The sequence below is a fragment of the Psychrobacillus sp. FSL K6-4615 genome (assembly GCF_038008225.1).
Lineage (GTDB): Bacteria > Bacillota > Bacilli > Bacillales_A > Planococcaceae > Psychrobacillus > Psychrobacillus psychrotolerans.
In genome coordinates this window covers 92,826-107,413 of record NZ_JBBOYQ010000001.1, presented here as the reverse complement: position 1 = coordinate 107,413, position 14,588 = coordinate 92,826, and the positions used below count along the sequence as shown (strand labels likewise).

The following is a 14,588-nucleotide window of genomic DNA, read 5'->3' as shown; positions in this document are numbered from 1 at the left end:
TTCATTTCCCCCTATTTTTCGTAGTAATTGTTAATAACGCAGGTAATAATAACGGTCGAACGATAAACGTATCCAACAATACCCCAACTGCGACAGCGAAACCAAATAGTTTAAGCTCTATAACTGGCTGTGATATTAAAACGGCAAATGTAGCCGCAAGTATTAATCCTGCTGAAGAAATAACACCACCTGTTTTTTCCACAGCCTTCGCAATTGCCATTCGTTCATCATACTGTTTTCGTTCTTCTTTCAACCTACTCATTAACATAATTGAGTAATCTACACCTAGTGCTACCAAAAAAACAAACGTGTAAAGTGGGATTCGATAACTAAAAGACATATATCCGTAAAATAACTCAAAAATCCATGTGGAAAATCCTAAAGCTGCTCCGAATGACAACAAAATAGAGAATATCATCAACAAGGATGCCCGAATAGAACGAGATTGAAAGACTAGTATTAATCCGATTAATAACGTCATCAACCCCATTACAAGTAAGGTATCTCTATTATTAATCTCTCGGATATCTACTTGTTTCACTGTCTCACCACTTACTAAAACCTGGCTGTCTTTCAATTCAGCCCTTATTGTTTCGACCTCATTCAAAGCCTCCATACTATAAGGGTTTGCTTTTAAAATGATGGAAAACTGTGTGTATAGATCGCTTTTGGAAGGAGATGGTCGTACCTCACTTATTAGTGGTCTATCTTCTATCTTCTCTCGAATATTGGCAATCGTATTCTCATCTTTTGACTTTATGAGAATTGTTGTTGGTGCTATTTCCCCTTCGGAAAATGCATCTCCAAGTTTCGCAAAGCCTTCTCTAGAAGATAACTCCTCTGGGAATGCTGCCAATAAATCGTATGAATAGGAGATTGTTGTTACATGCCACGTACCAATACCTAGCAGTAACAAAATTGGTATTGCTACTTTCCATGGTTTGCTAGTACTAATATATCCGACTTTTTCCCAAATCTTTGTTGTTTTTTCTCCTTTTTTCGGTGTTCTTACTACTGCAAACAAAGCTGGCAATAATGTAAGCCCTGCGATTAACATAATAACTATTGCAATCGCAAACACTGGAGCAAAATTTCGATATGGTTCATAAAGGGCAAAAGCAAGTGTTGCAACACCTACCAAAATAGTTCCACCACTATAAAGAATGGTTTCTTTCGTTTTAGTAAGTGCTATCTTCATGTCTTGCTCTTCTTTATATCTCGCATATACCAATAGAGAATAATCCGTTATCACGGCAAACAACAAGATCGTCATAATTGACAGTGCCTGGCTTTCAATCGTAATAGATGTGAACTTACCAGTAAGACCAATAATTCTATCCACTACTCCATACACTATACCTGCTCCAATTAAAGGAATAATAGCAAGTATGAATGAACGATAAATAATAATTAGTAGGATAAAAATAATCGCTACTGTAGCTAGGAGTAAAACTACATCTGCTTCTGAAAATAGCTCAATTGTATCGCTTGCGATTCCAGCCGGTCCAGTATAATAAATATTAAAATCAGATGGGATAATGTGAGATACATTACTCTTTATTTCTTCTACTTTTTTATGAATCTCTTTGCTTTCTAATTCTCCTTCTAAGATTAAAGGCACAAAGAATGTTTTTTTATCTTCAGACACAAAAGAACCTCTTTGCTCCAAAGGAATTTTAGAAAACTTCGTTATACTTGTGTAATTTTGTTCCATTAATTCTAATACACTTTGGATTTCTTCCTCAGTATTAGCCTTGTATTTCTCGAAAACAATGATTAGAGGTATTCCTTCATTACTAGAAAAATTTTCTTCTATAACTTTATCTGCTTGAATCGACAAAGAAGTTTCTGGAAGTCCACTATTTTTTGATGTACTTGCTACTTCTTTACTGGAAGGAGCAAAGAACGAAAGTAATCCTAACACTATAAGCCAACTAACTATTATAACTAGCCAGTTCCGTTTATTTTTCATAACTGTACCTCCTATTGTATTTCCTTATAAGAGGTACTATACAAGTTGAAAGTGAACGGAAGATGAACAGATAATTACAGCTTGTTTAATTGGATAATTACTTTGGTTCCATGAGGTACAACACTTTCAAAAGAAAGAATACCTTCATGTGATTGTATAACTTCCTGAACAATCGCTAGGCCTAGTCCACTTCCCTCAATCTGAGTAGAACGAGCCTCATCCTCTCTATAAAACCTTTCAGTCCATTGGTTATATTTAGTATGCTTACTCCCACTTCCCGTGTCCTGAACAGTGACAGTTACAAATTCTTCTCTTTCTTCTAAAGCAATATGTATTTCCCCCGGAGAGTGATTATACTTTATAGCATTAGAAATAATATTTTCCCAAACATACTCAAGCATTTCACTATCACCGTATATAATTACAGGTCTTAACTTTATATTAATAGATATCTCTTTTTCATCCAGTAGCCACCTAAATTTTTGAATGACTTGTTTTAACTGAATATCTAGTGAAAAGAATTCTTTTTTTGTACGGCTGTGAGCTTGATCAAATGAAGTAATAACTAGTAGCTGCTTCATAACATTTGAGAGCCGCTTGGATTCTTGTTGAATAATTGTAACGTACTTTAAATGATCAATCGGGTTTAGATCTCCCTCTTTTAATAAATGAGCATATCCTTGTATATTCAAAAGTGGTGTTTGAAAGTCATGGGATACTCTGGAGATGAATTCCTTTTTGTACCGATCAGTTGCATCCAGTTGCTTGGCCATATTTCGAACGCTATCTGCTAGTTGTCCTATTTCATCTCGCTGATATACCGGTAACTCTGCTTGGAAATCTTCATTAGCTATTTTATTTGTTGCTATCGTCAATTTAGTTAACGGCACAACCATTATTTTAGCCACTACCAACATCGCTATCACACTTAAAATAATCATTATCGCTACTAATCCACCTAATAACAGATGAATTTCATTGAATAAGAATTTAATATTCGGTCGTTGAAATAAGGCGTAATTTTCCCCTCCGTAGGTAAACGGGACACCAACCGTATTAGTTAATTCATTTGAAAAATAACCTGTTATAAAAGTTTCTTTAGGAAACTCTCTCATACCATGATAAGTTTCCCCACTTAAAACACTTTCAACAATTGTCTGATCAATCTTCTGAACTCGAAATTCACCCCCGTAAGCTCTTTTAAACCCATTTTCGCCTACGACGTATATCTGATATCCGGTATTGCCTAATGAGTGGAGAAGAGGATCCAGCTCACTATTAGACATATTAATACTTTCAACAATTGATCTTGCAACTAATACATTTTTTTCATCATTTTTCTCCTTAAGATTGTGGTGGTAATACGTATTTACTACCATAAATCCCAACGTTCCACTAGCGATCATTATCAACAGGGTCATCCACACGAACTTACTATATAAAGTTTTCATCATATAGACTCTTCCAACTTATAACCCACGCCACGGATAGTAGTAATCTGTACAGACGTTTCTAGTTTAGTTAGTCGCTCTCTTACCCTTTTTATATGAACACTTAATGTTTGTTCATCTCCTTCAAAATCAATCCCCCATACTGTTTCTATTAACTGATCTCGAGTAAACACCTGGTTTGGTTTAGAAGCCAACTTAGATAGCAACTCAAACTCTTTTAATGGTAAAACTAAAATTTCCTCTCCCACTAGTACTTCAAAGCTTTTACGATTGATTAACATATTACCAAAGCGGATGTTCACATCGCTTGTTTTATCATACCTTCTTAAAATAGCGCGGATACGAAATAACAATTCCTTAGGTTCAAAAGGTTTTACTAAATAATCATCTGACCCAGCAATATATCCTTTTTCTTTATCTTCTAGTTTTCCTTTTGCTGTTAAAAGCAATACAGGAATATTGTATTGTTCTCGTATTAACCTGGTTAGTTGAAGGCCATCCATAACAGGCATCATGACGTCAATTATTGCGAGATCTGGAAGTTGACGTTCCAACATATGTAGTCCCTCTGTTCCATTTACAGCTTTAATAACACGGTACCCAGATTGAGATAAATAAATCGAAATTAGTTCAAGTGTATGAATATCATCGTCTACTGCTAATATTACTGCCACTTTAACCCTCCTATATAAATGTAGTTACTACGTATTGTGTCTGTTTAATTGTAATACAGCAAGTAGTTAGTAGGGAAAATATAGAAGTACTTTAAAATAGACGTAAAAGCCGTTACCATTTTGCTTAGTAACGATTGCTTTTTACTGCCCATCGTACCCTACTCTGACAAGAGAGACCCCGGCTATTATTGGATACAAAGCTTAACCTCCATTTCCCCGGCTACAAAAGCAGATAGACGGCAGATTTCTTCTATAGAGGAACTGACTGCTGCTAACTTTTCGGGGGAATGTGTAAGGGAAAGGATTTTTATAGTAGAATGGGATGATGATACCTACTACTTTACTTCTGACTATAATTAATGGAGGGGATTAAATGAACATTGAGAAAATATATAGTGATTTACCTACCCTTGAAACAGAACATCTTATTCTTAGAAAAGTCACGAAAGAAGATATTGAGGATATGTATTTGTACGGTTCAGATGAAGAAGTATCTAAGTATGTAACTTGGAATACTCATGAAACAATAGCGGATACAAAAGGTTTTGTTGAATTTGTATTGAATTAATATGAAAATAAGCAGGTGTCACCGTGGGGAATCGAATATAAGGTAAACGGAAAATTTATCGGGACTATCGATTTTGTTTGGTGGCAACCAGATCATAAAATTGCTGAAATCGGATATGTTATTTCTAAAGACTATTGGGGAAAAGGCCTAACTACTGAAGTAGCAAAGGAATTAGTAAAGTTTGGCTTTGAAGAAATGGATTTGGTTCGTGTTCAAGCAAGGTGTGATGTAGAAAATATTGCTTCAGCACGAGTAATGGAAAAAGCAGGAATGACTTTTGAAGGAATAATTAGAAAAGGTATATTTGTGAAAGGAGAACATCGAGATTTAAAAATGTACTCTATCTTAAAAGAAGAGTTTTAATGATCTCGATGAAATTCCAGAATGCAGATTATTGCTAACTCACTTGGTGTGCATTTTTATTACAAACAGTATTGGTTCCCACATAATCCATGAACACTAGCTAAGATAAACATTCATTCTATTGTTAAAGAATTTGAAAACACACTAAATCATAAATATGTAAAAAGAAGTCGTTACCGATTTTACTCGGTAACGACTTCTTTTAGTGCCCAGCGACGTCCTACTCTCACAGGGGGAAACCCCCAACTACCATCGGCGCTGAAGAGCTTAACTTCCGTGTTCGGTATGGGAACGGGTGTGACCTCTTCGCCATCATCACTAGACCTTATTAACTTGAAAGACAATACTTAGTATAACACAACTTGAAAATAATTCAAGCTATTGTTATATTTTTTTTATTCTTTCAAAACTGGATAAACGACATTGTTACGTTAAACAAATTTGGTTAAGTCCTCGATCGATTAGTATTCGTCAGCTGCACGTGTCGCCACGCTTCCACCCCGAACCTATCTACCTCATCGTCTTTGAGGGATCTTACTTACTTGCGTAATGGGAAATCTCATCTTGAGGGGGGCTTCGTGCTTAGATGCTTTCAGCACTTATCCCGTCCACACATAGCTACCCAGCGATGCTCTTGGCAGAACAACTGGTACACCAGCGGTGTGTCCATCCCGGTCCTCTCGTACTAAGGACAGCTCCTCTCAAATTTCCTACGCCCACGACGGATAGGGACCGAACTGTCTCACGACGTTCTGAACCCAGCTCGCGTACCGCTTTAATGGGCGAACAGCCCAACCCTTGGGACCGACTACAGCCCCAGGATGCGATGAGCCGACATCGAGGTGCCAAACCTCCCCGTCGATGTGGACTCTTGGGGGAGATAAGCCTGTTATCCCCGGGGTAGCTTTTATCCGTTGAGCGATGGCCCTTCCATGCGGAACCACCGGATCACTAAGCCCGTCTTTCGACCCTGCTCGACTTGTAGGTCTCGCAGTCAAGCTCCCTTCTGCCTTTACACTCTTCGAATGATTTCCAACCATTCTGAGGGAACCTTTGGGCGCCTCCGTTACACTTTAGGAGGCGACCGCCCCAGTCAAACTACCCGCCTGACACTGTCTCCTACCCGGGTTACGGGTATGGGTTAGAATTTCAATACAACCAGGGCAGTATCCCACCGACGCCTCCTCCGAAGCTGGCGCTCCGGGCTCTAAGGCTCCTGCCTATCCTGTACAAGTTGCACCAAAATTCAATATCAAGCTATAGTAAAGCTCCACGGGGTCTTTCCGTCCTGTCGCGGGTAACCTGCATCTTCACAGGTACTATAATTTCACCGAGTCTCTCGTTGAGACAGTGCCCAGATCGTTACGCCTTTCGTGCGGGTCGGAACTTACCCGACAAGGAATTTCGCTACCTTAGGACCGTTATAGTTACGGCCGCCGTTTACTGGGGCTTCAATTCGCACCTTCGCTTGCGCTAAGCACTCCTCTTAACCTTCCAGCACCGGGCAGGCGTCAGCCCATATACTTCACCTTACGGTTTTGCATAGACCTGTGTTTTTGCTAAACAGTCGCCTGGGCCTATTCACTGCGGCTCTTCTAGGCTATGAACCCAAAAGAGCACCCCTTCTCCCGAAGTTACGGGGTCATTTTGCCGAGTTCCTTAACGAGAGTTCTCTCGCTCACCTTAGGATTCTCTCCTCGACTACCTGTGTCGGTTTGCGGTACGGGCACCTTTCACCTCGCTAGAGGCTTTTCTTGGCAGTGTGAAATCAGGAACTCTAGACATACGTCCTCGCCATCACAGCTCAATGTTAAAGAATGCGGATTTGCCTACATTCACACCTTACTGCTTGGACATGCATAACCAACAGCATGCTTACCCTATCCTTCTGCGTCCCCCCATTACTCAAACGGTGGTTTGGTGGTACAGGAATATCAACCTGTTATCCATCGCCTACGCCTATCGGCCTCGGCTTAGGTCCCGACTAACCCTGAGCGGACGAGCCTTCCTCAGGAAACCTTAGTCATACGGTGGACGGGATTCTCACCCGTCTTTCGCTACTCATACCGGCATTCTCACTTCTAAGCGCTCCACCAGTCCTTCCGGTCTGACTTCAACGCCCTTAGAACGCTCTCCTACCACTGATACCAAAGGTATCAATCCACAGCTTCGGTGATTTGTTTAGCCCCGATACATTTTCGGCGCAGCGTCACTCGACCAGTGAGCTATTACGCACTCTTTAAATGATGGCTGCTTCTAAGCCAACATCCTGGTTGTCTAAGCAACGCCACATCCTTTTCCACTTAACAAATACTTTGGGACCTTAGCTGGTGGTCTGGGCTGTTTCCCTCTTGACTACGGATCTTATCACTCGCAGTCTGACTCCCAAACATAAATCATTGGCATTCGGAGTTTGTCTGAATTCGGTAACCCGGGATGGGCCCCTAGTCCAAACAGTGCTCTACCTCCAAGATTCTAACGTTTGAGGCTAGCCCTAAAGCTATTTCGGAGAGAACCAGCTATCTCCAGGTTCGATTGGAATTTCTCCGCTACCCACACCTCATCCCCGCACTTTTCAACGTGCGTGGGTTCGGACCTCCAGTAAGTGTTACCTTACCTTCATCCTGGACATGGGTAGATCACCTGGTTTCGGGTCTACGACCACATACTCATTCGCCCTATTCAGACTCGCTTTCGCTGCGGCTCCGTCTTCTCGACTTAACCTTGCATGGGATCGTAACTCGCCGGTTCATTCTACAAAAGGCACGCTATCACCCATTAACGGGCTCTAACTACTTGTAGGCACACGGTTTCAGGATCTATTTCACTCCCCTTCCGGGGTGCTTTTCACCTTTCCCTCACGGTACTGGTTCACTATCGGTCACTAGGTAGTATTTAGCCTTGGGAGATGGTCCTCCCAGATTCCGACGGAATTTCACGTGTTCCGCCGTACTCAGGATACACTCAAGAGAGAATGAATTTTAGACTACGGGGCTTTTACCCTATCCTGCGGACCTTTCCAGATCGCTTCGTCTAACTCATTCCTTTGTAACTCTATGTAGAGTGTCCTACAACCCCAAAAGGCAAGCCTTTTGGTTTGGGCTATTCCCGTTTCGCTCGCCGCTACTCAGGGAATCGAATTTTCTTTCTCTTCCTCCAGGTACTTAGATGTTTCAGTTCCCTGGGTGTGTCTCAGATGCGCTATGTATTCACGCAAATGTACTGCTCCATTACGAACAGTGGGTTTCCCCATTCGGAAATCTCCGGATCAAAGCTCACTTACAGCTCCCCGAAGCATATCGGTGTTAGTGCCGTCCTTCGTCGACTCCTAGTGCCAAGGCATTCACCGTGCGCCCTTATTAACTTAACCTAAAAGTTAAAAAGTCTTACACGTCGTGATTACGTAAATAATCACAACAGAATTTCTTGTTGTTTATTGTTTCAATGTCGTTTTATCCAGTTTTCAAAGAACAAATTATAATCTTTGGTGGAGCCTAGCGGGATCGAACCGCTGACCTCCTGCGTGCAAGGCAGGCGCTCTCCCAGCTGAGCTAAGGCCCCGAAACAAAAAAAGGGTATGGTGGGCCTAAATGGACTCGAACCATCGACCTCACGCTTATCAGGCGTGCGCTCTAACCAGCTGAGCTATAGGCCCTCTTTGAATTTCCATATATTAATATGAACATTCAAAACTGAACTGCAAAACGTTAAGATACGAATAAAGATTCGTATTCCGATATTATCCTTAGAAAGGAGGTGATCCAGCCGCACCTTCCGATACGGCTACCTTGTTACGACTTCACCCCAATCATCTGTCCCACCTTCGGCGGCTGGCTCCCGTAAGGGTTACCCCACCGACTTCGGGTGTTACAAACTCTCGTGGTGTGACGGGCGGTGTGTACAAGGCCCGGGAACGTATTCACCGTGGCATGCTGATCCACGATTACTAGCGATTCCGGCTTCATGTAGGCGAGTTGCAGCCTACAATCCGAACTGAGAACGGTTTTATGGGATTTGCTCACCCTCGCGGGGTTGCGACCCTCTGTACCGTCCATTGTAGCACGTGTGTAGCCCAGGTCATAAGGGGCATGATGATTTGACGTCATCCCCACCTTCCTCCGGTTTATCACCGGCAGTCACCTTAGAGTGCCCAACTAAATGCTGGCAACTAAGATCAAGGGTTGCGCTCGTTGCGGGACTTAACCCAACATCTCACGACACGAGCTGACGACAACCATGCACCACCTGTCACCGCTGTCCCCGAAGGGAAAAGCCTATCTCTAGGCCGGTCAGCGGGATGTCAAGACCTGGTAAGGTTCTTCGCGTTGCTTCGAATTAAACCACATGCTCCACCGCTTGTGCGGGCCCCCGTCAATTCCTTTGAGTTTCAGTCTTGCGACCGTACTCCCCAGGCGGAGTGCTTAATGCGTTAGCTGCAGCACTAAGGGGCGGAAACCCCCTAACACTTAGCACTCATCGTTTACGGCGTGGACTACCAGGGTATCTAATCCTGTTTGCTCCCCACGCTTTCGCGCCTCAGCGTCAGTTACAGACCAGAAAGCCGCCTTCGCCACTGGTGTTCCTCCAAATCTCTACGCATTTCACCGCTACACTTGGAATTCCGCTTTCCTCTTCTGTACTCAAGTCCCCCAGTTTCCAATGACCTTCCACGGTTGAGCCGTGGGATTTCACATCAGACTTAAAGGACCGCCTGCGCGCGCTTTACGCCCAATAATTCCGGACAACGCTTGCCACCTACGTATTACCGCGGCTGCTGGCACGTAGTTAGCCGTGGCTTTCTAATGAGGTACCGTCAAGGTACGAGCAGTTACTCTCGTACTTGTTCTTCCCTCACAACAGAGTTTTACGATCCGAAAACCTTCTTCACTCACGCGGCATTGCTCCATCAGACTTTCGTCCATTGTGGAAGATTCCCTACTGCTGCCTCCCGTAGGAGTCTGGGCCGTGTCTCAGTCCCAGTGTGGCCGATCACCCTCTCAGGTCGGCTACGCATCGTCGCCTTGGTGAGCCGTTACCTCACCAACTAGCTAATGCGCCGCGGGCCCATCCTGTAGTGACAGCGAGATGCCGTCTTTTAACATCTCCCCATGAGAGGAAATGGATTATTCGGTATTAGCCCCGGTTTCCCGGAGTTATCCCAATCTACAGGGCAGGTTGCCCACGTGTTACTCACCCGTCCGCCGCTAAATCAGAAGAAGCAAGCTTCTTCGTCATTCGCTCGACTTGCATGTATTAGGCATGCCGCCAGCGTTCGTCCTGAGCCAGGATCAAACTCTCCATAATAGTTCACTTCCAGTATGCAGAGCACATTGAAAGCAAACAAATTAGAACTAGTTTAAAAGCTCATTTTGTTTTGCTGGCATCATCATTAAATGATGTCCAAAATTGTTTTGCTATCATCCTAACAAGTTAGTTGAAAGCTATGTTTCTTAACGTTTTGCATGTTCAGTTTTCAATGTTCAATGTTCATGGTGGAGCCTAGCGGGATCGAACCGCTGACCTCCTGCGTGCAAGGCAGGCGCTCTCCCAGCTGAGCTAAGGCCCCGAAAATAATAACTGGTCGGGAAGACAGGATTCGAACCTGCGACCCCTTGGTCCCAAACCAAGTGCTCTACCAAGCTGAGCTACTTCCCGTTATATGGTGCGCTCGGCAGGACTCGAACCTGCAACCTCTTGATTCGTAGTCAAGTGCTCTATCCAATTGAGCTACGAGCGCAATGTTTCAAAAAAGTGGTGCCGAGGACCGGAATCGAACCGGTACGGTAGTCACCTACCGCAGGATTTTAAGTCCTGTGCGTCTGCCAGTTCCGCCACCCCGGCACTTTAGTGAATCTTTGGAGCGGAAGACGAGGTTCGAACTCGCGACCCCCACCTTGGCAAGGTGGTGTTCTACCACTGAACTACTTCCGCTCGGTTATTAAATTAAATGGTGCGGGTGAAGGGAGTCGAACCCCCACGCCTTGCGGCGCTAGATCCTAAGTCTAGTGCGTCTGCCAGTTCCGCCACACCCGCAAAAAATATAATTCACTATAAAAAGTGATGAGCCATGTAGGATTCGAACCTACGACCCTCTGATTAAAAGTCAGATGCTCTACCAACTGAGCTAATGGCTCGAAAAAAGTGGTGCCGGAGAAAGGACTTGAACCCTCAACCTACTGATTACAAGTCAGTTGCTCTACCAGTTGAGCTACTCCGGCAGGAGTAAATATATGGTGGAGGATGACGGGCTCGAACCGCCGACCCTCTGCTTGTAAGGCAGATGCTCTCCCAGCTGAGCTAATCCTCCATGGGATATATAATTTTATTGCAAGCCCAGCGACGTCCTACTCTCACAGGGGGAAACCCCCAACTACCATCGGCGCTGAAGAGCTTAACTTCCGTGTTCGGTATGGGAACGGGTGTGACCTCTTCGCTATCGTCACTAGACTTGAATACTTTTGAAAGACACCCTTTATTATAACAACTCTGTAGAATAATGCAAGAATTATTTTAAAAAAGTTTTATTCTTTCAAAACTGGATAAACGACATTGTTACGTTAAACAAAATTTGGTTAAGTCCTCGATCGATTAGTATTCGTCAGCTGCACGTGTCGCCACGCTTCCACCCCGAACCTATCTACCTCATCGTCTTTGAGGGATCTTACTTACTTGCGTAATGGGAAATCTCATCTTGAGGGGGGCTTCGTGCTTAGATGCTTTCAGCACTTATCCCGTCCACACATAGCTACCCAGCGATGCTCTTGGCAGAACAACTGGTACACCAGCGGTGTGTCCATCCCGGTCCTCTCGTACTAAGGACAGCTCCTCTCAAATTTCCTACGCCCACGACGGATAGGGACCGAACTGTCTCACGACGTTCTGAACCCAGCTCGCGTACCGCTTTAATGGGCGAACAGCCCAACCCTTGGGACCGACTACAGCCCCAGGATGCGATGAGCCGACATCGAGGTGCCAAACCTCCCCGTCGATGTGGACTCTTGGGGGAGATAAGCCTGTTATCCCCGGGGTAGCTTTTATCCGTTGAGCGATGGCCCTTCCATGCGGAACCACCGGATCACTAAGCCCGTCTTTCGACCCTGCTCGACTTGTAGGTCTCGCAGTCAAGCTCCCTTCTGCCTTTACACTCTTCGAATGATTTCCAACCATTCTGAGGGAACCTTTGGGCGCCTCCGTTACACTTTAGGAGGCGACCGCCCCAGTCAAACTACCCGCCTGACACTGTCTCCTACCCGGGTTACGGGTATGGGTTAGAATTTCAATACAACCAGGGCAGTATCCCACCGACGCCTCCTCCGAAGCTGGCGCTCCGGGCTCTAAGGCTCCTGCCTATCCTGTACAAGTTGCACCAAAATTCAATATCAAGCTATAGTAAAGCTCCACGGGGTCTTTCCGTCCTGTCGCGGGTAACCTGCATCTTCACAGGTACTATAATTTCACCGAGTCTCTCGTTGAGACAGTGCCCAGATCGTTACGCCTTTCGTGCGGGTCGGAACTTACCCGACAAGGAATTTCGCTACCTTAGGACCGTTATAGTTACGGCCGCCGTTTACTGGGGCTTCAATTCGCACCTTCGCTTGCGCTAAGCACTCCTCTTAACCTTCCAGCACCGGGCAGGCGTCAGCCCATATACTTCACCTTACGGTTTTGCATAGACCTGTGTTTTTGCTAAACAGTCGCCTGGGCCTATTCACTGCGGCTCTTCTAGGCTATGAACCCAAAAGAGCACCCCTTCTCCCGAAGTTACGGGGTCATTTTGCCGAGTTCCTTAACGAGAGTTCTCTCGCTCACCTTAGGATTCTCTCCTCGACTACCTGTGTCGGTTTGCGGTACGGGCACCTTTCACCTCGCTAGAGGCTTTTCTTGGCAGTGTGAAATCAGGAACTCTAGACATACGTCCTCGCCATCACAGCTCAATGTTAAAGAATGCGGATTTGCCTACATTCACACCTTACTGCTTGGACATGCATAACCAACAGCATGCTTACCCTATCCTTCTGCGTCCCCCCATTACTCAAACGGTGGTTTGGTGGTACAGGAATATCAACCTGTTATCCATCGCCTACGCCTATCGGCCTCGGCTTAGGTCCCGACTAACCCTGAGCGGACGAGCCTTCCTCAGGAAACCTTAGTCATACGGTGGACGGGATTCTCACCCGTCTTTCGCTACTCATACCGGCATTCTCACTTCTAAGCGCTCCACCAGTCCTTCCGGTCTGACTTCAACGCCCTTAGAACGCTCTCCTACCACTGATACCAAAGGTATCAATCCACAGCTTCGGTGATTTGTTTAGCCCCGATACATTTTCGGCGCAGCGTCACTCGACCAGTGAGCTATTACGCACTCTTTAAATGATGGCTGCTTCTAAGCCAACATCCTGGTTGTCTAAGCAACGCCACATCCTTTTCCACTTAACAAATACTTTGGGACCTTAGCTGGTGGTCTGGGCTGTTTCCCTCTTGACTACGGATCTTATCACTCGCAGTCTGACTCCCAAACATAAATCATTGGCATTCGGAGTTTGTCTGAATTCGGTAACCCGGGATGGGCCCCTAGTCCAAACAGTGCTCTACCTCCAAGATTCTAACGTTTGAGGCTAGCCCTAAAGCTATTTCGGAGAGAACCAGCTATCTCCAGGTTCGATTGGAATTTCTCCGCTACCCACACCTCATCCCCGCACTTTTCAACGTGCGTGGGTTCGGACCTCCAGTAAGTGTTACCTTACCTTCATCCTGGACATGGGTAGATCACCTGGTTTCGGGTCTACGACCACATACTCATTCGCCCTATTCAGACTCGCTTTCGCTGCGGCTCCGTCTTCTCGACTTAACCTTGCATGGGATCGTAACTCGCCGGTTCATTCTACAAAAGGCACGCTATCACCCATTAACGGGCTCTAACTACTTGTAGGCACACGGTTTCAGGATCTATTTCACTCCCCTTCCGGGGTGCTTTTCACCTTTCCCTCACGGTACTGGTTCACTATCGGTCACTAGGTAGTATTTAGCCTTGGGAGATGGTCCTCCCAGATTCCGACGGAATTTCACGTGTTCCGCCGTACTCAGGATACACTCAAGAGAGAATGAATTTTAGACTACGGGGCTTTTACCCTATCCTGCGGACCTTTCCAGATCGCTTCGTCTAACTCATTCCTTTGTAACTCTATGTAGAGTGTCCTACAACCCCAAAAGGCAAGCCTTTTGGTTTGGGCTATTCCCGTTTCGCTCGCCGCTACTCAGGGAATCGAATTTTCTTTCTCTTCCTCCAGGTACTTAGATGTTTCAGTTCCCTGGGTGTGTCTCAGATGCGCTATGTATTCACGCAAATGTACTGCTCCATTACGAACAGTGGGTTTCCCCATTCGGAAATCTCCGGATCAAAGCTCACTTACAGCTCCCCGAAGCATATCGGTGTTAGTGCCGTCCTTCGTCGACTCCTAGTGCCAAGGCATTCACCGTGCGCCCTTATTAACTTAACCTAAAAGTTAAAAAGTCTTACACGTCGTGATTACGTAAATAATCACAACAGAATTTCTTGTTGT

Annotated in this window: 3 protein-coding genes, 11 tRNA genes, 5 rRNA genes and 1 pseudogene; 1 reads left to right on the top strand and 19 read right to left on the bottom strand. The window is 44.9% G+C overall.

All coding sequences use genetic code 11. The annotated features are described in order from the left end of the window. Position 1 precedes the first annotated feature (1 nt). The 3 genes from MKX53_RS00540 to MKX53_RS00530 form a co-directional block, all read right to left on the bottom strand. Positions 2-1,972, bottom strand: a complete 1,971-nt coding sequence (locus tag MKX53_RS00540) for an MMPL family transporter (RefSeq protein WP_340908289.1) — start codon at positions 1,970-1,972, stop codon at positions 2-4. Between the two features lie 74 nt (positions 1,973-2,046). Beyond that, a complete protein-coding gene (locus tag MKX53_RS00535) occupies positions 2,047-3,426 on the bottom strand; it encodes a sensor histidine kinase (RefSeq protein WP_340908287.1) in 1,380 nt (459 codons plus the stop codon). Then, positions 3,423-4,097, bottom strand: a complete 675-nt coding sequence (locus tag MKX53_RS00530; RefSeq protein WP_093536698.1) for a response regulator transcription factor — start codon at positions 4,095-4,097, stop codon at positions 3,423-3,425. Before MKX53_RS00530 ends, MKX53_RS00535 begins: the two co-directional genes overlap by 4 nt. Positions 4,098-4,470: 373 nt before the next feature. Here MKX53_RS00530 and MKX53_RS00525 point away from each other — a divergent pair. Next, positions 4,471-5,028, top strand: a pseudogene (locus tag MKX53_RS00525) (GNAT family N-acetyltransferase). Positions 5,029-5,235: 207 nt separating this feature from the next. On the opposite strand, the gene rrf (MKX53_RS00520) reads toward MKX53_RS00525, so the two are convergent. The 16 genes from rrf (MKX53_RS00520) to MKX53_RS00445 all read right to left on the bottom strand — a co-directional run bounded on the left by rrf (MKX53_RS00520) (position 5,236) and on the right by MKX53_RS00445 (position 14,525). After that, a 5S ribosomal RNA gene (gene rrf, locus MKX53_RS00520) occupies positions 5,236-5,351 on the bottom strand. Positions 5,352-5,469: 118 nt separating this feature from the next. Beyond that, a 23S ribosomal RNA gene (locus tag MKX53_RS00515) occupies positions 5,470-8,398 on the bottom strand. 115 nt (positions 8,399-8,513) lie between these two features. Beyond that, a tRNA-Ala gene (locus MKX53_RS00510) sits at positions 8,514-8,589 on the bottom strand. 17 nt (positions 8,590-8,606) lie between these two features. After that, positions 8,607-8,683, bottom strand: a tRNA-Ile gene (locus MKX53_RS00505). A gap of 94 nt (positions 8,684-8,777) precedes the next feature. Further along, a 16S ribosomal RNA gene (locus MKX53_RS00500) occupies positions 8,778-10,332 on the bottom strand. A 186-nt stretch (positions 10,333-10,518) separates the two neighbouring features. Further along, positions 10,519-10,594, bottom strand: a tRNA-Ala gene (locus tag MKX53_RS00495). 12 nt (positions 10,595-10,606) lie between these two features. Next, positions 10,607-10,683, bottom strand: a tRNA-Pro gene (locus MKX53_RS00490). 5 nt (positions 10,684-10,688) lie between these two features. Then, positions 10,689-10,765: transfer RNA gene (locus MKX53_RS00485), tRNA-Arg, on the bottom strand. 15 nt (positions 10,766-10,780) lie between these two features. Continuing rightward, positions 10,781-10,869, bottom strand: a tRNA-Leu gene (locus tag MKX53_RS00480). Positions 10,870-10,884: 15 nt separating this feature from the next. Next, positions 10,885-10,959 (bottom strand) — tRNA-Gly (locus MKX53_RS00475). 17 nt (positions 10,960-10,976) lie between these two features. Then, positions 10,977-11,061, bottom strand: a tRNA-Leu gene (locus tag MKX53_RS00470). A 28-nt stretch (positions 11,062-11,089) separates the two neighbouring features. Beyond that, positions 11,090-11,162 (bottom strand) — tRNA-Lys (locus tag MKX53_RS00465). A gap of 8 nt (positions 11,163-11,170) precedes the next feature. Beyond that, a tRNA-Thr gene (locus MKX53_RS00460) sits at positions 11,171-11,246 on the bottom strand. Positions 11,247-11,259: 13 nt separating this feature from the next. Next, positions 11,260-11,335, bottom strand: a tRNA-Val gene (locus MKX53_RS00455). Between the two features lie 24 nt (positions 11,336-11,359). Next, positions 11,360-11,475: ribosomal RNA gene (rrf, locus tag MKX53_RS00450) — 5S ribosomal RNA — on the bottom strand. Positions 11,476-11,596: 121 nt separating this feature from the next. After that, positions 11,597-14,525, bottom strand: a 23S ribosomal RNA gene (locus tag MKX53_RS00445). Together the 16S, 23S and 5S rRNA genes with 11 tRNA genes alongside form the textbook arrangement of a ribosomal RNA operon. Between the last annotated feature and the right edge of the window lie 63 nt (positions 14,526-14,588).